The sequence below is a fragment of the Snodgrassella sp. CS2 genome (genome assembly GCF_050310315.1).
In the GTDB taxonomy this organism is placed as follows: domain Bacteria; phylum Pseudomonadota; class Gammaproteobacteria; order Burkholderiales; family Neisseriaceae; genus Snodgrassella; species Snodgrassella alvi_E.
Genome location: NZ_JBNPBA010000008.1, coordinates 1 through 24,465, shown reverse-complemented (window position 1 = coordinate 24,465; position 24,465 = coordinate 1). Strand labels below are relative to the sequence as shown.

Genomic DNA, 24,465 nt, shown 5'->3' with positions numbered 1-24,465 from the left:
TTTTTCTATCAGATAATACTTATTCTGTTGGTTTCAAGATCAAATGCACTTTGGACGACAAATGAAGTAGGGTATGGTTCAGTGAGAATACGTCCGCGTATTTCAAACAATAAGACGTTGTAATTTAATTTGGATTCATCTTTCATTAATGGAGCAACACCTAATGAAGAAGCCTCCAATCTTGGTTCAAAACGCAGAATTGCACGCCGAATAGCTTTCTCAATATCAATCCATTTGTGCTCATGCATATATTGACCAGCAATAGGAGGCACACCATAGTTGACTACAGAAGCAGCCACCTGTGGATACAAACGTAAATCAATCTCGTCTTCCAGATTGGTGGTATTGAGTAGATACATCAGATCTCGCTGAACTATTTCCCGTAACCGTTCAGAAGAAACTGTGTAATTTTCAGATGTTTCAGTCTTACGAGTGGGTGCATCATCCCGTAGGCGATCAAACAATGTAGGTAAGAGATGTGCCTTCGGGCGTAAAGGGGGGAATTGTTCAGCCATTTATTACCTTTTATCAGTCACAAATTCACATGAAGTGATGTCAAGAATGCCGATATCTCCGTGATCTGTTTGCCAGGTCTTTTGCCCTAAAGCCCTTACAGAGGTTTCCCCATGCTCCTTCCAGATAGTTTCACGGCATAACATCAGCGATTCACTTTCTGATTCCGAACCACAGCAGCGACCAAGCAGAAACGCGTGATGTTCTGAACCATCTGTAAGTGTTATTAAGGCGGGTTTCCAAATTAAATCCAGAATAGAGTGGGGACGTTTGGAAGAAACAGAGCTGATCTGTTCAAATGGAAGCCATGTATAGATACTACCGATTACCAGTTCAATGGTTGGGCCAAGCCATGTATCACTATCTGCAATCCATGCGAATTTACCACCTGGGTCGATAGTGCCGGAAACATCTTTAGCTGAACCCAATGCTGCTTTTCTCGTTTCATCTGCTTTTGTCTCATTGTCAGCCTGATTTATAGCAATTGCATCAATTAATAAATCTACCCATTCGGGTTGTTGCTGGATGAATCCTGGACGTTTTTGACCAGAAAAACACTCCTTGCGATATATTTCACATGCAATTAATCCTCTGAACGCTTGGGCTTGTTGGTCAAAATCAGATTGCATCTGAGCACATGTTTGTAATTGCTTCAGCGCCCGCTGCCAGTCTCCCTTCAGACAAAGTAATTGAAATAACAACCAACGCTGAACATGGTCTGTAGGTTTAGTTTTGATTTGTTGTTCAGTTTCCTGTATGACATCAGTCAGAGATCGGTTGGCTAACCATGCTTGCAGCGTTGAAAAATGTTCATCATTTCGGTGTGTGTTGCTCATCCTCAAAATCCTTTTGGTAACTGTCAGCAAATTGTGACATGCGATAATGGCTGTCTACGCTAACGGCATGATGCTCTTTTCTGGTTAATGTGGGTGGCATATGTGCATGACTATTCTGCTGTTGCCAGCCCGGAGCGAATAAATGCAAAATTTCGGGTATTTCTTCTGTTTTGAACAGCTCAGCTTCTCTGAGGCTGTCAAGGCCGTTAAAGACATCATCAATGTTTAGTGGCCCAGAAACAATGTCCTGTAAGGTCATTAACGGGTCCAAATTGCCTGAGAGATCGGTTAGATTAACAGTGGTAGCAGAACTACTGACATCATTTTTTAGTAATCTTTCCTGCCAGAAATGCTCATTTACTGATAGCTGTGGTGTGTCAAGTGCCTGACGATATTCGTGTAATAAATCCAGAAAAATGGCCTCAGCAGGAGATTCTTCTAATGTCGAATCTTTTGTCTGATATTCAGTACTTTCCAATAGTTCATAAGGCAGGCTTGGCATCACCAGACTAAATGGATTTTCATCTTTCTGCTGAGAAAGCAAATGTGAGTCAAACCATTTTAAATCTAATGGCATAATTTTGTAATCGGCATTGTTTTTGTTGAGTGTTTCAGTTTCGATCTCTGAAGTAAACTGTTGAGCGGGATTAATTTGCCAGATTGATAATCCCCATTCAAAAATATCGCCATCATGCAAAAGACACCAATTATTTGATGCAATCGGCATTCCATTTACTGCGCAGTGAACATTTTGAGAAAGGTTAAGTAGTTGCCAGCCGTTTGCTGACTGACGAATGCTTAATGCTAGATTTTCTGTTGCAGGTGATTCTGTTTGAATACTATAAATCGAGGTTTCGGAAAAAAATGCAAATTTTTTTATTTCATAAACCTGACCAACTTTAATTCCACGGCAGTAATCAAGACTTAATAGAAGTGAATTTTCCATAACGTCTTTCAGGTAGTAATTGTTTGTTCTCTGCTAGACCTGAGACCATGAGTTAACTTTCTACAAAAGCTATTGGTAATCTCTGCACTAATATTTATTAATAATATTGTATTTCTGTATAAATGTGTTAAGCAATATTACAGTAATTCGGGATGTATGCATGAATTATCCTTGTTTATAAAAACAAAATCAAGAATTATTCTTGCATCCTTAAGTTTTACATGTTAAATTTTAAATTAACTTCATAATGTTTAAGAAATGTTATAATTTTAATGAAATTTTAGGTATGTTGTTTGTTTTCTCCTTTTAAAAACAAAATAAAGGATACTGGTAAACAAATATGGACATTTCCCGCCAAGCTCTATTTGGTAAACTTAATACAACACTGTTCCGCTCTATTGAATCGGCTACAACATTTTGTAAATTACGTGGAAATCCTTATGTTGAGCTCGTGCATTGGGTACACCAGCTCATGCAAGAAAATGATGGCGATGTTATTCGAATACTGCGGCATTATGAAGCGGATATCGCCAAAATTGAGCAGGATATTTCACGTAACCTGCTTTTGCTGCCATCTGGAGCAAGTTCAATCAGTGATTTTTCCCACCATATAGATTTAGCAATTGAGCGGGCGTGGGTTTGCGCTACTCTCACGTTTAAAGATTATAAAATTCGAGGAGCTTGGTTATTTGCCGCTTTGGTACAGACGCCTGAATTGCGTCGTGTATTGACAGGAGTTTCTGGCGAATTTACCAAAATTCCTCAGGAAGAATTAGCAGAATCATTACCTGAAATAATTAAACAGTCCCCTGAATCTCAGGATCGTCCTTACGATGATGCTGGCTATGCAGCTGCCATTCCTGGTGAAGCCAGTCAGTCGTTAATGGATAATAGTCAAGATAGTAAATCTGCTCTGGCAAGATATTGTACAGACCTGACAGAAGAAGCAAAACAGGGTCGGATAGATCCAGTTATCGGTCGTGAGCATGAAATACGCTCCATGATAGATATTTTGTTGCGCCGTCGTCAGAATAATCCTTTATTAACGGGAGAAGCAGGTGTAGGCAAAACCGCTGTAGTAGAAGGATTTGCTTTGGCTATTGCCCACGGGGAAGTGCCACCGAGTCTTTCAGAAGTAAGATTATTGTCCTTAGATGTGGGTGCATTACTGGCTGGTGCCAGTATGAAGGGTGAATTTGAATCACGTTTAAAATCAGTATTGGAAGAGGCTAGCCATTCAGCAAACCCAATCATAATATTTGTTGACGAAGTCCACACTCTGGTGGGCGCAGGAGGAGCTTCTGGTACCGGTGATGCAGCAAATCTGCTAAAACCTGCTCTGGCAAGGGGTACTTTACGTACCATTGGTGCTACAACATGGAGTGAATATAAACGGCATATTGAAAAGGATCCAGCTCTAACGCGCCGGTTTCAGGTTTTACAAGTAGCCGAACCGGAAGAAGCTGCGGCCATTAATATGGTCCGGGGTCTGGTTTCAATATTTGAAAACCATCATGGCGTAATTGTGATGGATGAGGCAGTGAGAGCTGCAGTTAAATTATCTCATCGTTATATTCCGTCACGCCAATTGCCAGACAAAGCCATTAGCCTTCTGGATACAGCGTGTGCAAGGGTTGGTCTGTCGTTGCACACGCCACCCAGTACCGTGCAATACCTGCGTCAGCAGCTAAGTGCTGCACAAACTGAACTGGAACTATTAAGTAAACAACAACGTATTGGTTTGTTTACAGGAGAGTTGACTGAAGTAGAACTGCGTATAGAAGCACTTTCAGTTGAGCTGGAAACCGAAGAAGCACGTTGGCAACAGGAGCTGCAAACTGTAGATAAATTAATAGCTGCACGTGCATGCTGTCAGAACAATGATGATAAGGCTCTTTTGGAGCAACTGTCAGAAATTGAAACAGCTTTACGAGCGTTACAAGGTGATGTCCCAGTAGTTTTTCCAGAAGTTAGTGAAAGTGTTGTAGCTGCAATTGTCTCTGACTGGACTGGTATTCCTGTTGGTAGGATGGTCAAGGATGAGATCGGAGCCGTACTGAATCTTTCTGTTAATCTGGCGCAGCGTGTAGTGGGGCAGGATGATGCGCTTGACCAGATCGGAGAACGTATCCAGACCGCACGCTGTGGTTTAACAGATCCTAATAAGCCGGTTGGCGTCTTTTTGCTGGTAGGCCCTTCTGGTGTTGGTAAAACCGAAACGGCGCTGGCACTCTCTGAAGCCATGTACGGTGGTGAGCAAAACCTGATCACCATCAATATGAGTGAGTTTCAGGAAGCACACACTGTCTCTACTCTTAAAGGTGCACCTCCAGGCTATGTTGGCTATGGTGAAGGTGGCGTCCTTACCGAAGCGGTACGTCGACGGCCATATAGTGTGGTATTGCTGGATGAGATAGAAAAAGCCCATCGCGATGTACATGAAATTTTTTATCAAGTCTTTGATAAAGGCATGATGGAGGATGGCGAGGGCTTAAATATTGACTTTAAAAACACCGTCATTCTGATGACCAGTAACGTAGGCTCTGATCTGGTTTCTCAATTATATGATGACCCAGCACTCGCCCCGGATTGGTCAACGCTGAAAGAAGTGCTGATGCCGGAGTTACGTAAACATTTTCCGGCAGCATTTATTGGTCGGCTAACCATTATTCCTTATTTGCCATTAGCAGATGAAGCACTGAGCAGTATTGCTTGCCTGCACCTCAACCGTATCGTACTAAGAATGCGTGAACAGCACGGTATTGCATTAAATTATGACGAGGCATTGGTAGAGCATATTGTACAGCACTGCCCTATGCATGAAACAGGTGCTAGATTACTCATCGGATATATCGAACAGCATATTTTGCCAGCTCTTTCACGCTACTGGCTTCAGGCTTTAACAGAAAAAAAAGCTGTGGAATCTATCAATATAAGTATTGACCCTAGCCATACTGAAAATCCAATTTTTTTTTCGGTTGTACCTGTCTAGTCAAACATCGTAAAGCAGTAACCTTAATGACCGGTGCAGACCGGTAGTGATTGATAAAAGAAAAGGAAGCAGAAATGGCGGTATTTAACAACAGTGCCCAGAAATTTATTCAGCGTAATCGTGCACCAAGGGTACAAATAGAGTATGACGTAGAGATTTATGGTTCTGAGAAAAAAATTGAATTGCCATTTGTAATGGCAGTGCTTGCTGATTTATCCGGTAAACCAGCAGAAGACTTGCCGCCGGTTGGGGAGCGTAAATTCTTAACCATTGATATTGATAATTTTGATGAGCGAATGAAAGCCATTCAACCACGTGTCGCTTTTGCTGTACCGAATACCCTATCTGGTGAAGGGCAGCTGATGGTAGATATCACTTTCGAAAGTATGGAAGATTTTTCTCCAGCAAGAGTGGCTCAGAAAGTTGATGCACTCAAACAATTACTGGATGCACGTACTCAGCTGGCAAACCTGCAGACTTATATGGATGGTAAATCCGGAGCAGAGAATCTGGTTAACCAGTTGTTACAGAATCCTGGTCTTCTACAGGCATTAGCCAAAGCACCTAAACCCCAGCCTGTAGCAGGAGATAACCAAGCTTCAGCATCTGCTGATACCGAATAATAACCCAAGTTCAAAGTCTATTTGTACGTATTGATTGAGGAGCATTCATGGCTACGCAGTCCCAACAACAATCAGATGTTGCACTGGCAGAGCGCCCAGTTGCACAATCCGAATTTAGTAATTTACTGACCAAAGAATTCAAACCAAAAACTGATCAGGCAGCTAAAGCTGTTGAACAGGCAGTTAAAACATTAGCCGAACAGGCTTTGTCACACTCAGTTACCATCAGTGATGACGCCTACAAAAGTATCGAGGCTATTATCGCTGAAATCGACCATAAGCTTTCCGAACAAATTAATCTCATCCTGCATCATGAAGCTTTCCAGAAACTGGAATCATCTTGGCGTGGCTTGTTTCATCTGGTTTCTAATACCGAAGTGGATGAACATCTGAAAATACGTTTCATGAATTTGTCTAAAAATGATTTACGGCGCAGCATGAAACGGTTTAAAGGTATTGCTTGGGATCAAAGTCCGTTATTCAAACAGATTTATGAAGAAGAATATGGACAATTGGGTGGGGAACCCTATGGTTGCATGATTGCAGACTATTATTTCGATCATACCCCACCGGATGTTGATTTATTGGGTTCGGTAGCCAAAGTGGCTTCTGCTTCACATATGCCGTTTATTGCAGGTGCTTCACCTTCTGTGCTGCAAATGGATTCATGGCAGGAACTGGCTAATCCACGTGATTTAACTAAAATTGTTACCCAGAATTTGGAATATGCTCCGTGGAATTCTTTACGTGCCAGTGAAGATTCACGTTATCTTGGTCTGGCGATGCCGCGCTTTCTTGCTCGCTTACCATACGGTATTAACACCAATCCAGTCGATGAATTCGATTTTGAAGAAGATACAGACGGGTCTGATCACCGTAAATATGTGTGGAGCAATGCAGCTTACGCAATGGGTGTCAATATCAACCGGTCATTTAAAAATTTCGGTTGGTGTACCATGATTCGCGGCGTAGAGTCTGGTGGTGCTGTGGAAAATCTGCCTTGTCATACATTTCCGACTGATGACGGTGGCGTAGATATGAAATGTCCGACTGAAATTGCTATCTCAGACCGTCGTGAAGCTGAATTATCTAAAAATGGTTTTATTCCTCTGATTCACCGTAAAAACACAGATTATGCTGCTTTCATCGGTGCTCAGTCTTTGCAAAAACCTCAGGAATACTACGATCCTGATGCAACAGCCAACGCCAATCTATCCGCACGCTTACCCTATCTATTTGCCTGCTCACGCTTTGCGCATTTTTTGAAATGTATTGTACGTGACAAAATCGGCTCATTTAAAGAGCGTGAAGATATGCAGCGCTGGCTGAATGAATGGATTATGAATTATGTTGATGCCGATCCGGTAAATTCTTCACAGGAAACCAAAGCGCGTCGTCCGCTGGCTGCTGCTGAAGTGGTGGTAGAAGAAGTGGAAGGAAATCCTGGTTATTACGATGCTAAATTTTTCCTGCGGCCTCACTTTCAGCTAGAAGGCTTAACCGGTTCTTTACGTCTGGTTGCTAAGTTGCCATCTGTGAAACAGACAGCGACTGAATAGCATGATTTTGATCAATACCCAGATAAGATAAAAGCTATTTATTTCTGAGCCCACATTAAATGAGTTCAGATTGATTCCAGATATCCGGATGCCAGCAAAGTCGTGAAGATTTTCAGCATTATTGAAAAGTAATAATGAAAATGAAAAGCAAAATCTTGAACAATATGTTGTTTGTATTCTGTTTTGGTTTTGTGCAAACAGCGGCTGCTTACGAACTGGTTTGTCCAGAGTCTGTTAAGGTAAAAGCTGGTATTCCGGAGTTGGAGTCAGTACCTCTTAATTGGGTGGTATCTAAATACAAAGACACATTATTAAGACTGGATGGTGCAGGAGTCTATAGTGGAAAACCTGTTGATTTAGCTCAGTTAAAACCACAACCTATTGTCGTAAAGGGTAAAAAGCATTATCCGGCTTGGGAAGTAGACAGTAAGCTTGATTTAGATGGTGCAGGTTCTTGGCTAAGCTGCTCATATAACCATAATCAGGTGCAACTGACTAGAAGCATTGATTCAACTATGAAAGTTTGCTGGGCAATTTATTCTAAAGATTCTCAGGGCGGATTACTTGCAAAACTAAAATGTCAGTAATTCAGTTTTTCAATAAATAATTTTTCCGCGATAGTCGTGTATGACGCTAAGCGGATGATGTAGTACTTCTTTAATAGTAAACAACAAAGGAGCCAATATGGCACACGACATTTTCTTGAAAATTGATGGCATTGACGGAGAATCTCCGGATGCACAACATAAAAATGAAATTCAGGTATTAAACTGGAACTGGGGAATCACTCAGGAATCTTCTATGCAGTCTGGTAGTGGTTTGGGTACCGGTCGTGCAACGGTTCATGACCTGCAATTTGAACATTACATTGATCGTTCCAGTCCTAATCTAATGAAATACTGTTTAACTGGTAAGCATATTCCAGAAGCAAAATTAGTGATGCGTAAAGCAGGTGGAACACCTTTAGAATACCTGAAAATCACAATGAATGACCTGATTGTATCAAGTGTAATGCCTTCCGGTAGCAGCACTGATGAGCAGAATCCGCGCGAAATGGTGCGTTTATCTTTCTCTAAAGTGAAGCAGGAATATGTTGTACAGAATCAGCAGGGCGGCAGTGGCGGTACTGTAACTGCTCAATACGACATCAAGGCCAATAAAGAAGCCTAAGATTAAGTAATGCCTCATCTGTCATGTGTTTGAAGGCAAAGTGTTTTTCAATGCAATAAGGATCATCAGAGAGCCTAAAAATTCTCTGATGATATTAACTAATTTGGTCGGAAAATAGCTATCTGGCATTACCATAAATGGTGATGGAATTTGAATAAAATATATCAGTGTTATCGGGAACTATATCGAACTGGCCGCTTTATCTTAATCTGCATTTTGTTTTTGAGTGTAGTTGGTTGCCGGTCTGTGCAGGATGTAAAAGAACAAACACGTCTGGAATTGCGTATTGAAGCTGCTGAAAATGTTAATCCTGATGAAAAAGGTCGTGCTGCGCCTATTCAAGTACGCATATACGAATTAAAAAATGACAACGCATTCACATCTGCAGATTTTTACACACTACAGGATAATGATAAATCAGTATTAGGTAATGATCTGCTCGTAAGCGATGAATTTATATTGCGGCCGGGAGAAATCAAAACCATCCGGCGCAGAACCAATCCTGAAACGACAGTTATTGGCGTATTGGCTGGTTACCGCAGTCTTACGCGTTCTCAGTGGCGTGAAACCTACAGACTGGCCGATGCTCCGTATGCAACTTGGTATCGGGAATGGTGGCCACTGAAAAAAGCAAAGCTGGATATAAATATTGGACAGAGGGCCATAGTGGTCACTGAAGTGGATTAAAGCAGAGGAATTTCTCTAAATGAGTTGGTATAACCGTGTAGTCTGGAGTGAAGGGCAATTTCTGCTGCCACAGATTTTCCAGCAACAAGAACGCTATCTGGAGCATTTTGCACATAGTCGCAGTGTGCCGTTATCGCCTTTTTTCTGGGGTTTCAGTCGCTACGATATAGATCACGAAGCGTTGAATTTAGGTAAACTGGTATTAAAAGATGTGGCTGGTGTATTTCCCGACGGTACGCCTTTTGAAGCGCCTGGGCACACATTGCTGCCTCCGCCGTTGACCATTCAGCCAGAGCATCTTGAACAACTAATTTATCTTGCTTTGCCTATCCGCACACCAAATGCTGAAGAGACCAGTTTTGAAGATAATTCGGAGTCGCTTGCTCGTTTTGCTGTATTTGAAAGCGATGTGCGAGATGCAAACTCTATCGGACTTGGCGCAAAAACAGTTCAGCTCAGCCATTTGCGATTAAGGCTGATGCCGCAGAAAGCGTTGACAGATGCCTGGATAGGATTGCCAATTGCCCGTATCAGTACTTTACGGGCAGACGGTGGGGTTGAGATAGACAGCACTGTCATACCACCTGTTACTCATTATACCGCCAGTACCTTGCTGCAGACCTGGCTTTCACAGATCCATGATTTGACACATCTGCGAGCCGATTCACTTGCTGATAGACTTACAGGCAGACAAGGTAAAGGCTCAGAGGCGGCTGAGGTATCCGACTATTTGCTTTTGCAAATTCTAAACCGTTATGAACCTTTACTACACCATGTGCAGAAAGTTGGCGGCACATCACCGGAATTTATCTATCGGCAGTTGATTTGCATGGCAGGTGAGCTCTCGACTTTCGTTAGACCACACACTCGGCGCCCAATAGAGCATTTACCATATCGTCATGATGCACCTTATTATTGTCTGAAACCAGTTGTCGATGATGTTCAGCATTTGTTAAATGCAGTATTGATTCGTAGTGCACAGCATATCCGACTAGAGGATGCGGCTTACGGAGTCAAGAATGCAGTGGTTGAACCCACAGAACTGCGTGGCTTTAATGCTCTGGTATTGGCTGTTAAGGCTCAGATACCTCCAGATATTTTGGTACATCAATTTGCTGCACAGACCAAAATAGGTCCTTCAGATCGTTTGCCGGAGCTGATTCGTTCTCATTTACCGGGGATGGCATTGCAGGCATTACCTGTACCTCCGCGTCAGATTCCTTTTAATGCCGGCTATGTTTATTTTGAGCTATTACGTGATGGTCCGTTATGGGAACATATTGCTCATTACGGTGGATTGGCCATGCACATTGCCGGTGAATTTCCTGGCTTACTAATTGAACTTTGGGGAGTGCGTGATCAATGAATGAGTTCGATACCATTCTCAATGGTACAGGTGCTAATAAAGAGCAAATACCTGAGGCTTCAGCTACGGAGCCTTTATCACAACCACAACATGGTTATGAGTTTGAGCGTCTTGCGGATACATCCTGGTTCGGAGAACAACAATCAGCCAAATTGGCAGACAATATTGATGCAGGACCAGACAGTAAATTACGTCTGGCGGCAATTGAAGCGGCTGATAATCCTCTGCTGGAAGCAGCACAGCCCTTGTTGCTCGCACTGGCCAATATGCCGGCTCAACTTGATTCATACGATAATGGCATTGAAAGTCTGCGTGAGCTGCTCATACGCGAAGTTCACATTTATCAAACTTTATGTGATCGGGCAAATTTGAGGCGTGAACACGTACTGGCAGTACGTTATTGTGTTTGCACAGCTCTGGATGAGGCTGCCAATAAAACATCATGGGGAGGTGGAGGAGCATGGGCTAGAAAAAGCCTGCTCATTGTTTTTCATAACGAAAGCTATGGTGGCGAAAAAATATTTCTATTAATTGGCCGTCTTTCTCCAAATCCAATTGAATACGGAGACGTATTAGAAGTCATCTACCGAATTTTAAGTTTGGGGTTTGAAGGGCGGTATAGTGTTCGTCCGGATGGGCGTAAACAGCTTGATTTGATTCGTCAGCAATTGCTATCCATCATCAGTAGTGGCCGGGATCCGGTTGCCCGGGATTTATCTCCACACTGGTATGCAGATGCATCTGGTAAGTTTCGTCGACTGCGTTCATTGCCTGTATGGATCAGTGCTGTGTTTTTTTGCTGTCTGTTATTGGCCATTTTTGTCTGGTTTAAATTTCAGATTGTGGATACTGATACAAGATTACAACAACGAATTGCTGCTATAGGTAAAGCGGTACCACCACCAGTAACGACTGGTGTTTTGCGGCTGAAAGCTTTACTTAAAGATGAAATTGAACGTGGTGTAGTCAGCGTTAATGAAAATGCTCAGCAAAGTCAGGTAACATTTCTTGGTGATTTCATGTTTGTTCCGGGCAAGAAAACAGTAAATCCCAAAATAATGCCAGTACTGGATAAAGTAGCCAGCGAAATAAACAAAGTATCAGGTACTGTAACTGTAACTGGACATACTGACAATCAACCTATTCATACTGCTGAATTTCCTTCTAATCAGGTTTTATCTGAAAAAAGGGCAGCAGAAGTGGCCGCTTTGTTAGTAAACAAAGGGGTAGCGGAATCACGTTTGAAAATTGTCGGTTTGGGTGATACTGCACCAGTAGAAGATAACAATACAGCAGAAGGCCGTGCAAAAAATCGTCGTGTAGATATTTTGGTAACTGAGTGAACCAAATTTTGTATTAATTACATTCGCCGTTAAAAAAGGTATGAAAATGCGGTTACTGAATAATATTGTCAAGCTTTCTTTATGTATTTGGTTAGGCTTGTTTAGTGTTATATCTTTTGCATCTGTTTTGGATAATGATGAACCAATTATCGTTGAACAAATCAGGCAGCAGTTGGCTGAACCAGTAAATGCAGCAAGAATTTCGGATGCTCAGGTAAAAGATATTATTCGTCATAATCTTGATAGCAGGCTTGGAATATCACTGCATAATGCCTTTGGCATTAATTTACAAAGCATTTCATCAGATAATGCACTTGCACCTATACAATTGGGATTTTTAGAACTCAGCTATTCAGACGAAACAGCCGCTGCACAAGCTATAAAATCACTGGGCAAAACCCGTTTTTTTAAGCACAGCAAAATTCTGGTTCCATTTTCTGTAGTCAGGATAGGAAGTAAATTGCAGATTTTATTTACTGAAAACGCCGGAAGCCGTCGCGCACAAGCAATTATTGATAAATTTTCGAAGTATTAAGACAAGAACTTGGAAACTTCAGGTTAAAAAATAGTATTAATTTAAAAAGATTGTAGGGCATAAACCCATAGGTGGTATCAACTATATTTGTGCAGAGGTCTTACACCTCAGTAAAAATTTATTATCAACCCGCCTAGATAGATAGCTAAAGCAAATAACATGCAAAAAATTTTAGATTTTCTTTTTTCCCGCCGCATGCTGGCAATTATCGGTATTATTTTATTAGCACTGATAGTCTGGTTTGTGGGACCTTTGCTGACGTTTGGTGGATTGCATCCTTTTGCATCTATATCTACGCGCATTGTCACCATTCTGATTCTGTTCGCATTTCTGTTTCTATGGTTTAAGAACTGGTCGTTATCGGCTATCTGGGTTGCAGCTTTATGTGTACTGATATGGAAAGCAGCACCTCTGCTTGCATATGGTCAGACCAAACCATTTGCACCAGCATGGACTCGAGCCATGTTGATTGGCATCGTTTTGTTTTGTTATGCGCTGTATGGTTTGTACCGACTATGGTTGGCTTTACGTGTAGATGAGCAGTTGCTGCAAAAAATTCTGCGTCCGCGTGGCGATAAACCTGTTGTTTCTGAAGCTCGTGAAGATCAGCGTGCGGTTACCAATATTGTCTCACGTGCCGTTGAGCAGCTTAAGCAATTGCGTATTGGTAAGCCGGGACTTGGTATACGCCGTATTTTTGAAGGTAAACGCTATTTATATGAGCTGCCGTGGTACATGATTATTGGTGCGCCCGGTGATGGTAAAACAACAGCTTTAATGAATGCTGGCCTGCAATTTCCACTGGCAGAGCAAATGGGACAATCAGCGGAAGCCTTTGCTGTGCCCGGCAAAGGCGGCACGGTACATTGTGACTGGTGGTTTACCAATGAAGCCGTGTTAATTGATACTGCTGGACGTTATGTTCGCCATGATGATGGCGGTTCTGCTGATACTACTTCCCGTAATGCTGAGGAATGGCTTGGGTTTCTCGGTCTTCTGCGTAAATATCGTCCGCGCGCACCAATTAATGGTGTACTTTTAACAGTCAATGTAGCTGATCTGGCCGGTAAATCTGAAGCTGAGCGTATCACTGCTGCGGCAGCATTAAGAGCGCGTCTGGGAGAGCTCCGAACCGAATTAGGTATTCAGTTTCCGGTATATTTGGTGGTAACCAAAATGGATCTTCTGCCTGGTTTCACCGATTACTTTAACTCCCTAACTACTGAGGGGCGTGCACAAATATGGGGTTTCACTTTACCGTATGATCAGAAACAGCAAAAAAATAATTATGATAAGCTGCGTTCAAATTGTGAAAGTGAGCTGAAGCTACTAACGCAAAGACTAGATCAGGGTGTAGATAATCGTTTACAGGAAGAATACGATGTACAGCGCAGATGTAATCTTTATGCTCTGCCACAGGAATTTGCTGCGCTTGCTGAACCATTACTAGATATTATAGAACGCGTATTTCTTGATTCTAAATTTGATGCAACCCAATTGCACAATACGCTCAGAGGTGTGTATTTTACTAGTGCAGCTCAAGCGCCAGCTCAAGCTACAGCTGATCGCCTATCCCTGATGCAACGTTTATGGCGGGCTATCAAGCGTGACCCAGCATATACTGAAAAAAACAGTCTTTATGCAAATACAGTACCGCCTACAGGCAATCGCAGCTATTTTCTACATGATTTGCTGACCAAACTCATTTTTCAGGAGCCAAACCTGGTTCAACCCAATCTACAATGGGAAATGCGTTATCGCGTAATGCGATTTTCCGGTCATTTATTGGTACTGATTATATTCCTTTGGCTAGTACAGGGTATGTATACCAGTTATGGTAAAAATAGTAATTATCTTGCAGCAGTTAATGTTAAAGCAGCTGCGCTTGCTGAAAAAGTGCGCGTTTATTCACGTAAACCTACTACAACAGCTGTACCAGATATTCTGAATTCAGCCCGTGAGCTGGCTGCATACCCCGGACTGGACCCGGATAAACCACCAACCAGTTTCCGATATGGTTTGTATAGCGTACCACCGGTAATCAGTAGTGCCGCCTCCACTTATGACCAGCTACTGGATCAGCTGCTACTGCCACCTGTGGTTCGTGGTGTTGAAAGTACCCTTTCCAATGCTATTGCACAGAAAGATACCAAAGCAACCTATGATGCCTTACGTGTCTATCTGCTACTTAATCTGGATGCAGATCATCAGGATAAGTTTAACGCTGCTGAAATTCAGGCATGGATATTGAAAGACTGGCAACAAAACGATACCGCTGCAGCTTTTGGTGGAAGTGCCAGTATTTATGAGCATCTGGGTGCACTTTTTGATGGTAGCCGTGTCATACATTCTCCATTTGCCAAAAATGATGCCTTGATTCGTAGTGCAAGGGAGTTGTTGGAAGGTAGTACCAGTACCGAGCGAATCTACGACCGAGCCAAAGTAGCCATGAGTGATGAGGCACCAGAAGACTTTACGATTGTACGTGCAGTAGGCGCTGATGCCGGTATGGTCTTTGTTCGTGCCAGTGGCGAACCGCTTGATCGCGGTATTCCGGGTCTTTTTACTGTACAGGGTTATAGAGATTTATTTGATAAACGCATCTCTGAATTTGTTGCTGCCGCTTATGCAGATGACGAATGGGTTATGGGCAGGGAGACTGCTGCTTCTCAAAAAAAAACTGCTGAACGTGCCCAGCAGCTGGTTCAGAAGGTTAACGGAGATGATGACCCTTTAATCAAAGAGGTGCGGCGGCTTTATTTAACAGAATACACTTCGCGCTGGCAGGCTTTTCTTGAAGATATTCACAGCGTGAATAGTACCGGTGCTGACAATAGTCCCAGTCTGGCTTTTGACTTACAGACATTGCGTACATTTGCTGCTCCCGATTCGCCACTGATGCGGCTTTCCAAAGCAGTTGTAGAACAAACAACGCTGGTACCACCTGTGGACAAAAATACCAGCCAAAAAATTCTGGCTGAACGAGCCGAGCAACGATTATCAGGCAATACCCGTGAAGCCGTACAGACAGCCAAATTGTTGAAAAACGTACGTCCTGAAGAGCAGTTAGAAAAAACACTAGTCGATAATCGATTTGCTGCATTACGCGAAGTTGTCACCGGCGTTGCTGATATGCAAAACAGTAATGCAGGCAGCAGGCCGCAGAAATTAGACAACGTACTGAGTCTGCTCAATGAATATTACAATCAATTAATGATAGCAGATAATGCTTTAGCTGCTAACACTTTACCTCCCAAAATTGATGCTGCAGAAAAATTACGGCTTGAAGCAGTCAAAATGCCAGCACCTTTACAAAATATTTTGCTCGATCTAACCAATCAAGGGGCCCGTAAACTGAATCTGGCATCAGGAGAGGTACTTAGCCGGCAAATGGAGGCCATGATAGGCGGAAATTGTCGCAATGTAATTGATGGCCGTTATCCCTTTGCGGCCAGTAATCAGGAAGTAAGTGCGGACGATTTTAACCGTATATTTGCCAGTGGCGGACTGCTTGACGATTTTTTCAATAAACAGCTCGCATCACAAGTAGACATAACATCTAACCCATGGCGTTACAAACAATCTGAAGGAAGCAACACACCTTTACCGGGACCAAGTTTGGCACCGTTCCAGCAGGCAAAACGCATTCGGGAAGCATTTTTTCAGGAACAGGGAGCTCGGAAAATGTCTTGGAGTATGGATATTAAAGTTGTTGAACTGGATCCCACAATTACAGACTTGATTATAGATATTGATGGACAATCACAACGTTATATGCATGGACCGGTGCGTCCACTACACATTACCTGGCCAGGTCCGAGAAACGGTTCCATGGCTGAAATAACGGCCAATCCGCGCATACGTCAGGATAGTTCAACAATTATTACCAGCGGGCCATGGGCGCTTTTCCGGCTGCTAAACAAAGGCCGAATCATCAGCAGTATGAGTGACAGCCGCCATTTGGTTGAGTTCAAATTTGATGGTCGTCGTGTAGTGCTCGAAATATCTTCCAGTGTAGATTTTAATCTACAAAGTCCAAACAACCCATTACGTGGATTTACCTGTCCAGTAGGAGGTAGTACGCCATGATAGGTATACCGCGCATCTCGTCACCTGCTATTTGGGGAAAATTACCCGACAGGGGCGATTATGTTCGCTATAGAGCACAAGGACAGGAAATTGATGAATGGCGGATATGGTTGAATAAACAGGAATGGCTGCAGCCTCAAAAAGATAATATTAAGGATAAACATGATTGGCTGTACCTGACGCCCGATTTTGGGCAGGAAAGTCCCGTACTGCATGCTTTACCATGGAGTTTTGTGTTAGCTCCCGGAATATTGCCATTTTCAGGACGATCTTGGGTAATCGGGGTGATGAGCCCTTCTGCTGACAGCATTGGTCGTTCTTATCCTTTGGTGATTTATCAGACAGTCAATCAGTCATGGCTGCAACGATATCTGAACACACCATTGGGCTGGCTATATTGGCTGGCACAGTTAGTGGCAGGATATGTGAAACCAACCCAAAAAAATACAAAAGATCTTGCTAGTCAATTAGATAAATTGTGGGAAATTCATAGTCCAAAATGGGGTGGCTGGTTTGCCAGAGCACAAGTAGGAAATCAGACGGCCTGTCGCGAACTGACAGGTAAGATAAAAGAGGAAGATACCGAAATTTGCGGTGTACATTATTTGCCTTGGGCTAATTGGCCGCACGTGGTTTGGGAGTCATACTCCGCAGAAGGGTGGTTCTGGCAGCAAGACGGAAGGGGCGGATTTCTAGATGCAAGAAGCCTAGGCAATAGTGTTTGGAAGGAATAAAAATGCCAACTAAAAAAGGGGCTTCCCGGTTATTGACACCAGGAGAAATATCCATGGTGACATCGTTGTTTAAATCAGCAATAACGATAACTTCGGTAAAAGTACATAACGACACATATTTACCTCTTCAGAATAAGGATACGGCGGTTACACCTAATGGGGAAATTTATTGGCCAGAAGGTCATTTCAGGGAATATTATTCAATAGAAACAATTAATTATATTCATTTTTTTATACATGAAATGACTCATGTATGGCAATATCAGATGGAAATGTGGGTTAAGTTCCGAGGCATAGTTAGTTTTGCAGTAGAATATAAATATGATCTGGAAGATGGAAATTTATTATCAAACTATGGAATGGAACAGCAAGCATCAATTATAGCCGATTATTATATTTTAAATAGATTTGGATTTGATGCATAGTATCGTATTACAAATCATAAAAACAAAGACCACCGATTTACTAATAAACAAACTGGGAAAGATTTTTGGCTTAAAATATATCAAAAGACTTTGTATTTATTTCTTAAAAACCAAAAAGATAAAAAAGCTCTATTTAAATAAAGGAGAAATTGAACCTTCAGAGTTAATAAAGTGTATATATAGACTGAGAAAAGAAAATTTAATTTTCGTCATTATATTATTTATAATCTTGGTAGTATCTTAAAATTAATTGTATGCCAGATAATAGTAATAATATAAAAATATAATTTAACATTTTAAAATCAAAAGTATTTTACTTGATATAAAGAAATTTTGTAGAGAAAAAAGAACGAATAAGATTTGATTTTTTTAATGTTTAAGAAAAACTTTTGTATCAACTAATACACAAATAGATGTAAGAACAAATTTAAGAAATATTCTATGTAAATAAAATTATAAGTTTGCGTTGAAGTTTTACTAGATAAGTGTTTCATAGAATAATTCATAAAAAACTTATACAAAATAAAGAGAAGTTTAAAACAAGATGCTAATATTTTTTTATTTCATCTAAATTTTCGCATGTCCAAAAATTATTATATTTAGAATGGAAGTATCAGTATTTTTGCTATAAATTTCAAAAAAATTTGCATTGATTCGAATAAATATAAATCAAATATAAGAATAACTGATAAGTATAAAAATGAAGCTGAAAAAAAATTTTGTAATTTAAAAGATATTGATGGTAAATTTGATTTATTTTTAGATTCAAACGCCAGAAAAGGAAAAAAATATGATTAAAATAATGCAAATGAAAAGAAAATGGTTGTTAATTGTTTTATTATTGCCTTTGGCAACAGGATTATATTGCCATCGTGTAATGATTTACACTCCAGATATTGTTTTAAAAAAAGATGGACAACCATGCATATCTATACCGATACAAAAATTCAACTTCTTTAATAAAAATAATCGATTTGATATTATTGAAGCAGATGTATTTCAAGTAGGTATTGGAACGCTTTGGGAAAAAGAATATTATGATTTTTCAAAAAAATATAGTGTAAACACTGGAGAATGCCTGCGCTTTGAGTATCAATTTCAAAGAAATAGGGTTTATTCAATCAGTTTTATATCTGCAGCCAGTGGAAGCAAGGAGTTCGAAAATGGCGAACAAAAAATCTGGTCTAGAGATTTGCGAATTACAACTAATACTGATGGCTCGGCAAAACTTTTATTAGATCTTGAAGCTAGAGAAAATAATTAAATAAAAATAATCTACAAAGAGTATGTTTTAAATTTTCGATTTTTTAAAAAACTATATAAAGCAAATAATTAATAGCAAATTCGCGAGCAATTGAAGAATTTTAATGATAATGTTATTTTATTTGCATCTTTAATTTAGTCTAGCTCCTTTGGAATATCCAATAGATAGAAAAGTGTTATTCAAATGAAACTAAGATTGAATATGTACCTGTTGGTTAGTTTCATATTATTGTACATAACTGGGTGTTATTTTCATCGCCCGATGGTTTCTAAACCCGATATTGTTTTAAAAAATAATGGACAGCCATGCATTAGTATACCGGCACTACTGATAAATTTTGATCGTAAAAAACAGTTTGACATAATAACAACAGAGGTATTTCAAGAAGGTGTCGGGCAATTATGGATGAAAGATTATTTTGATCCGCTAAATTTCGGCTTACCAAAAAAATATTATGTTGTGAGTGGAGAGTGTATACGCTTTGACTATCATTTCCAGAATAATATTGTCTATTCAATCAATTTTGAATCAAGTATTAGAGGAAACGATGAATCAAAGAATATGACGCAAAAAACATGGGCAAGAGAATTTCGTATATTCAAAGATAATCATGGTAATGTGGAATTATGGTTAGATTCTAGTGCCAGAAAAAATATAATTAAACGAAAATAAATACATTAATCATGATTTTTAAATTTGCAATTATTATGTTCTACAAAAAGCGCTTTTGAGAACCAAAAAAGGTCGAGTAATTTTATTAAAATGACAATAGTTTAGAAAATTGTATTATATCTAATATTTATCGGTTGGTTACAGCGGGACATGTAATCGTTTGCTCTCAGGGTACTATGAAGAAATAATTATAATTAATTCAAAATATTACACATTATATTAATAACCATTACAATCAAAATAGAAATTTGTTTTGTAATGAATCGGATAATTTTCCTATAAAGTGAAAATATGATGTATTAAAACTGTCGCCCAAAAAATAAGTCTGGAGAATACCTCATATACTGGCATTCAAAGATATATGATTTATAGCTATTGCCACTAGTAAAAAATACAGAATTTTGAATTTGTCATTATGACCAGATATTAATAATTATGTCATAATCTTATTATTCTGTTTGCTATAAATTGAAAACTAAATTAAATCATAGATGCCTGCTTACCATTTTCTAAATCTACCAGATTTGCAGACGGTTAAATTGTTGTAAAAGATTAATTTAGAAATCTATAAATTCGCTTTATTTCAAAAATAATGTCTTATATCGTGTAAATATTATATATAATAAGGTTTTATTTGGTTAAAAGGTGTTTCAAAGATTTATGCTAAATTAATGCTGATTGATTAAAGTTTTTTACATCGTTTTTTCTTCAATGAAGGTTTTATTGTTGGGAGATTAAAGTGCGGTGTGAATATTGAATAGAGTAGTACAAACTGATTTGCAATATGAAATAGCCAAAATTATAGCCAGATGTAAATTGTATTCAGGCGGGTTAATCAGTCAATATTGGAGAGATAGAGATAGTATATAAGTAAGGGTAGACACTTTCAGATAAAAATATTGTTGTCTTCCATGCGCCGGTTTGGTTTGCTATTCAAGAAACGTCAATAATCGCACTTGCTGGAAGAAATAATCTGGTTCAGAAAGTCATTTTCTAAATAATTATTTAATTTAAACCATTTAGAATGGTTTTGCATATAACGATGGGCAAAATAGGTCGACTGCTGAATAAGTAATCAATACTGAAACATGCGCCTATATTGCATGTAATTAAATCTATGGCGCAATAATGATGGGGAAAACCATGAGTATAAAACCAGAGTCAGATGAACAGCTTCTGCCGGTGAATTCACTTACCCGTACACCTGGGTTTGTAAGCAACCAAACAGTATCTCCAGATATTGGAGAGCTGGTGCAAAATAGTGTTGAACAGGTGGCGGACAAATTGGCAGAAAAAGCTAATTCGACTATCGCTCAAACTAAAAAAGCCATAGATACAGCTACAGACGCAATGGAGGCTATAGGAAGCATAGGGACAGCATCTCCACTGATGAAAGCAGCACAGGCAGCAGTAGCAGGTAGTTCGGTACCAGTTAGTGCACAGGATATTGTGGATGCTGTAACTGGTGGAAGCAGTGGTGGTACACGGACAGTGAATGTCAGTGGTGCTGCCATCCCTGCTGGTATGCTTACATTTGCCAGTATGAACGGGCAAGAAACTTTAAGTGAGTTATTTAGCTACACCATTCAACTTAAGACTCCTGATAAGCTAAATATTGGCTACTTTGCGCCTAGTTCTAATTTGCCATTAAAATCAATGGTAGGCAAGGATCTAACTGTTGATATAGAGCTTGAAAACGGTAGTAAACGTTATATCAGCGGGTTGGTTACGGCTGCTCGCGTTGTGGGGCATCAGGGACGTGGTGTGGTTTATGAGCTGCGTCTTGAGCCATGGCTAGAGCTGGCTACTCGTACCAGTGATTACAAGATATTTCAGAATAAAAGCGTAGTAGAAATTATCGATGAAGTTTTAAGTGAGTATCCATTTGAGATGGAAAAACGACTTACTGAAACTTATCCGAAGCGCAATTTTCAGGTTCAGTATGGTGAAACCGATTATGATTTCCTGCAACGTTTGATGCAAGAATTCGGTATATATTATTTCTTTGAACATAGTGCTGGTAGTCATAAACTGGTGTTAGTCGATGCTATTGGTTCTCATCAACCTTGTCCCGGAGCTGCATCTGTAAGTTTTCATCAGCAGGGTTTAAAGCTGGATGAAGAGTTTATCCATACTATTGCAGCGAAAGAATCCCTACGTACCGGTAAATGGGTATTAGATGATTTCGATTTTCAGAAACCAAAAGCCAAACTTACAAGTACAGTAGCTAAACCACGTGAGACTGGGCATCCTGATTACGAGCATTATGAATGGCCTGGTGATTATTTTGAAAAAGACGAAGGCGAATTCCTGACCAGAGTACGTATGGAAGCGCAGAAATCTTTAGGCAGCCGAGTTTATGGCAGTGGCAATATACGTACGTTAGAGACTGGCTGCACTTTTACTCTGCAGAATTGTCCTACTGTTGAAGCAAACCGTGAATATCTGATCGTTGAAGCTGCTTTTATGATTCAGGATACTGGGGAACAAAGCAGTCAGGGACAATCATTTGGATACAGTACCAGTTTTGAACTTCTGCCCACTAGTGAAGTTTTCCGTCCGCAGCGTACTATAAAAAAACCACATACCCATGGCCCGCAAAGTGCCATTGTGACAGGTCCGGCAGGAGAGGAAATCTGGACAGACAAATATGGCCGAGTGAAAGTGCAATTTCTCTGGGATCGTTACGGCCAGTGGGATGAAAACAGCTCGTGTTGGGTACGTGTTACACAGCCGTGGGCAGGTAAGGGATTCGGTGGTATGCAGATACCGCGAATAGGTCAGGAAGTCATTGTTGATTTCAAAAATGGTGATCCGGATTTACCAATTATCACTGGCCGAGTGTACAACGCTGATACCATGCCAGCATGGGGTTTACCTGACAACAAAACTCAAAGCGGAATGTTCAGCCATTCGATCGGAGGCGGGCCTGATAATGCCAATGCTTTGCGATTTGAAGATAAACCGGGGCAAGAGGAGCTCTGGCTGCATGCTGAAAAAGACCAACGTATCGAAGTCAATAATGATGAAAGCCATTCTGTTGGAAATAATCGTACAAAATCAATTGGTAATAATGAAGTCATTAGCGTAGGCAACGACCGTACAACTTTGATCAGTAATAATTGTCTTCGTGCTGTTAAAGCCAATGACACGGTTTTGATTGGAGAAAATAAATCGACTAGTGTCAGTAATGATTTTGTAATTGCTGCAGGGACAACCATACGCTTGTCATGCGGAAAAACTGTACTTGAGCTCCATGCCGATGGGCAATTTAATATTACCTGTGAAAATTTCAATATCACGGCAGCACAAAGTGGTCAGATTAATACGCTTGGTAAATTACTGGATTTGAATATGAAAGGTGGAGGTGCTGCGGCTCAGCCTGGCTCCGATGGAGATAAAGGCAATATTGATAGTGCAATAAACCAGATATTTTCACCACCGGCATAAAATAAAAAAACATAAAGGACAACTTAATGCAATACCAAACTAATGATACCGAATTTCAGATTCCAGACCCTGACATAAAAGATGTTACCTTAAATATTATCAAATTCAAAAATCTAGGTACATCATTGGTTTTGAGTCGCAGTGAACTTGGAGAAGAAGAAACGCTCGAATCCAGCCTGGATGGCCAGTTAAAACGACTTGAAAGCTCTGTAAAAGGATTGAAATTTCATCAGCAAAACAAAATCAGTTTCGGAAAGAATCAGAATATCGAGGCATTTGAGTTAAGTAACCAGTTTATTAAGGGTGCAGAAAAAGTTTTCCAGTATCAGCTGGTGTGTCTTATTCCCGGTACTCGAACCATGTTTGCGATGAGTTATGTAAAAAATACCAATTTGGGCGAAGCGGAATTAGCCCATTGGGAATTAATTAAAAAAAATTTTGAATTTAAAAAATAATGATTTGAGAGAGGAGCAACCATGGGACAGGCATATTGGGCTGCCCGAGAGGGAGATATACTTCTGCATACTTCATTACTGGCAGATATAGCAGGCGCAGCTGTTGAAATGGCCTGTTATGCTGCTATTACAGCTGCAGCTAGTCTTGCTGTATTCGGAACATTAGCCACTGGCGGACTTGCTGGCTTTGCTTTAGGTGTTGTAGTTGGTGTCGTAATGGGTGTATCAGGAGGTAGCAACAAAATCTCAGAGTTAGCAGACTCGGTTAGCGGTTTATTTCCACCATCTGAAGATGGCAAAATCAAAACCGGTTCGCCAAATACTCGGATTAATAAACAGCCAGCTGCTCGGGCTGCTGGTACCATCGACCAAAACAAAGAACTTGTTGGTGACAATGCTGAACCAAAACAACCTAAAAGTTTTGTAGATATTACAGCTGGTATTCTGGGTGGGCTATGGGATGCCGCCAAAGAGATGGTCAGGCCGACAGTGGCCTCACCTGATCCGAGGGCTGCTCCTGCAGAAGATGATAAAATTCGTTGCTTAAAACATCCATCTTCATTTGCCGATGTAAGTGAAAAACTTCAGCAGCCACCTAGTATAACAGATTTGCTTTGCCCGGGTTTGGCTGCTGCTGATCTTATAATGGGTGGCATCAGTGCTATTACTGGCAGTTCCGAATATTTGGCCGAAGGCTCCAGCAAAGTTTACATCAACAGCCAGCCGGCTGTACGCAGCAACGACCGCAGCACCTGCGAAGCCAAAGTCACCGACGACCATGCCGGCGGCGTCAAAGTATCCAACAA

The 24,465-nt window shown here is 40.6% G+C and carries 19 protein-coding genes and 1 pseudogene; 17 read left to right on the top strand and 3 right to left on the bottom strand.

Going from position 1 to position 24,465, the window contains the following annotated elements; translation table 11 throughout:
* Window positions 1–8: 8 nt before the first annotated feature.
* The 3 genes from tssE to tagK are packed head-to-tail and all read right to left on the bottom strand — an operon-like array spanning window position 9 to window position 2,295.
* Complete coding sequence (gene tssE / locus ACQP6D_RS09790; RefSeq protein WP_100141426.1) at window positions 9–515, bottom strand: type VI secretion system baseplate subunit TssE; 507 nt, start codon at window positions 513–515, stop codon at window positions 9–11.
* A 3-nt stretch (window positions 516–518) separates the two neighbouring features.
* Window positions 519–1,349 (bottom strand): type VI secretion system accessory protein TagJ, encoded by an 831-nt coding sequence (locus ACQP6D_RS09785; RefSeq protein ID WP_427858078.1) that lies wholly within the window; start codon window positions 1,347–1,349, stop codon window positions 519–521.
* Window positions 1,327–2,295, bottom strand: coding sequence for a type VI secretion system-associated protein TagK (tagK, locus tag ACQP6D_RS09780; RefSeq protein WP_427858077.1), 969 nt, complete (start codon window positions 2,293–2,295; stop codon window positions 1,327–1,329). Before tagK ends, ACQP6D_RS09785 begins: the two co-directional genes overlap by 23 nt.
* A gap of 340 nt (window positions 2,296–2,635) precedes the next feature.
* Between tagK and tssH the strand changes: the two genes are divergently transcribed.
* From tssH to ACQP6D_RS09695, 17 genes and pseudogenes are all read left to right on the top strand, one after another.
* Entirely contained in the window at window positions 2,636–5,287 is a 2,652-nt protein-coding gene (gene tssH / locus ACQP6D_RS09775) for a type VI secretion system ATPase TssH (RefSeq protein ID WP_427858076.1), read from the top strand.
* A 74-nt stretch (window positions 5,288–5,361) separates the two neighbouring features.
* The gene (gene tssB / locus ACQP6D_RS09770; RefSeq protein WP_427858075.1) at window positions 5,362–5,910 is read left to right on the top strand and encodes a type VI secretion system contractile sheath small subunit; all 549 of its coding nucleotides are present in this window, start codon (window positions 5,362–5,364) and stop codon (window positions 5,908–5,910) included.
* A gap of 47 nt (window positions 5,911–5,957) precedes the next feature.
* Window positions 5,958–7,469 (top strand): type VI secretion system contractile sheath large subunit, encoded by a 1,512-nt coding sequence (tssC, locus tag ACQP6D_RS09765; protein ID WP_100141421.1) that lies wholly within the window; start codon window positions 5,958–5,960, stop codon window positions 7,467–7,469.
* 134 nt (window positions 7,470–7,603) lie between these two features.
* Window positions 7,604–8,056, top strand: a complete 453-nt coding sequence (locus tag ACQP6D_RS09760) for an STY0301 family protein (RefSeq protein WP_370386637.1) — start codon at window positions 7,604–7,606, stop codon at window positions 8,054–8,056.
* Window positions 8,057–8,153: 97 nt separating this feature from the next.
* A complete protein-coding gene (locus ACQP6D_RS09755; RefSeq protein WP_100141419.1) occupies window positions 8,154–8,639 on the top strand; it encodes an Hcp family type VI secretion system effector in 486 nt (161 codons plus the stop codon).
* 150 nt (window positions 8,640–8,789) lie between these two features.
* Window positions 8,790–9,326 carry a type VI secretion system lipoprotein TssJ gene (tssJ, locus tag ACQP6D_RS09750; protein ID WP_370386636.1) on the top strand — a complete coding sequence of 179 codons (537 nt, stop codon included), beginning with the start codon at window positions 8,790–8,792 and terminating at the stop codon, window positions 9,324–9,326.
* 19 nt (window positions 9,327–9,345) lie between these two features.
* Entirely contained in the window at window positions 9,346–10,692 is a 1,347-nt protein-coding gene (tssK, locus tag ACQP6D_RS09745) for a type VI secretion system baseplate subunit TssK (RefSeq protein WP_267408935.1), read from the top strand.
* Complete coding sequence (gene tssL / locus ACQP6D_RS09740) at window positions 10,689–12,035, top strand: type VI secretion system protein TssL, long form (RefSeq protein WP_370386635.1); 1,347 nt, start codon at window positions 10,689–10,691, stop codon at window positions 12,033–12,035. Before tssK ends, tssL begins: the two co-directional genes overlap by 4 nt.
* A 46-nt stretch (window positions 12,036–12,081) precedes the next feature.
* Complete coding sequence (locus ACQP6D_RS09735) at window positions 12,082–12,570, top strand: hypothetical protein (RefSeq protein ID WP_370386634.1); 489 nt, start codon at window positions 12,082–12,084, stop codon at window positions 12,568–12,570.
* Window positions 12,571–12,729: 159 nt separating this feature from the next.
* Window positions 12,730–16,659, top strand: a complete 3,930-nt coding sequence (gene tssM, locus ACQP6D_RS09730) for a type VI secretion system membrane subunit TssM (RefSeq protein ID WP_427858074.1) — start codon at window positions 12,730–12,732, stop codon at window positions 16,657–16,659.
* Complete coding sequence (gene tagF, locus ACQP6D_RS09725) at window positions 16,656–17,393, top strand: type VI secretion system-associated protein TagF (RefSeq protein WP_427858073.1); 738 nt, start codon at window positions 16,656–16,658, stop codon at window positions 17,391–17,393. The genes tssM and tagF overlap by 4 nt, the downstream gene beginning before the upstream one ends.
* A gap of 2 nt (window positions 17,394–17,395) precedes the next feature.
* The gene (locus ACQP6D_RS09720) at window positions 17,396–17,818 is read left to right on the top strand and encodes a hypothetical protein (RefSeq protein ID WP_427858072.1); all 423 of its coding nucleotides are present in this window, start codon (window positions 17,396–17,398) and stop codon (window positions 17,816–17,818) included.
* A gap of 790 nt (window positions 17,819–18,608) precedes the next feature.
* Window positions 18,609–19,082, top strand: a complete 474-nt coding sequence (locus ACQP6D_RS09715) for a putative T6SS immunity periplasmic lipoprotein (RefSeq protein ID WP_427858071.1) — start codon at window positions 18,609–18,611, stop codon at window positions 19,080–19,082.
* Window positions 19,083–19,343: 261 nt separating this feature from the next.
* On the top strand, window positions 19,344–19,754 hold the full coding sequence (locus ACQP6D_RS09710) for a putative T6SS immunity periplasmic lipoprotein (protein WP_427858070.1): 411 nt from the start codon (window positions 19,344–19,346) through the stop codon (window positions 19,752–19,754).
* A gap of 1,143 nt (window positions 19,755–20,897) precedes the next feature.
* Window positions 20,898–23,204, top strand: coding sequence for a type VI secretion system Vgr family protein (locus tag ACQP6D_RS09705; protein WP_427858069.1), 2,307 nt, complete (start codon window positions 20,898–20,900; stop codon window positions 23,202–23,204).
* Between the two features lie 26 nt (window positions 23,205–23,230).
* Entirely contained in the window at window positions 23,231–23,659 is a 429-nt protein-coding gene (locus ACQP6D_RS09700) for a DcrB-related protein (protein ID WP_427858068.1), read from the top strand.
* 21 nt (window positions 23,660–23,680) lie between these two features.
* Window positions 23,681–24,465, top strand: a pseudogene (locus ACQP6D_RS09695) (hypothetical protein); the annotation flags it as partial.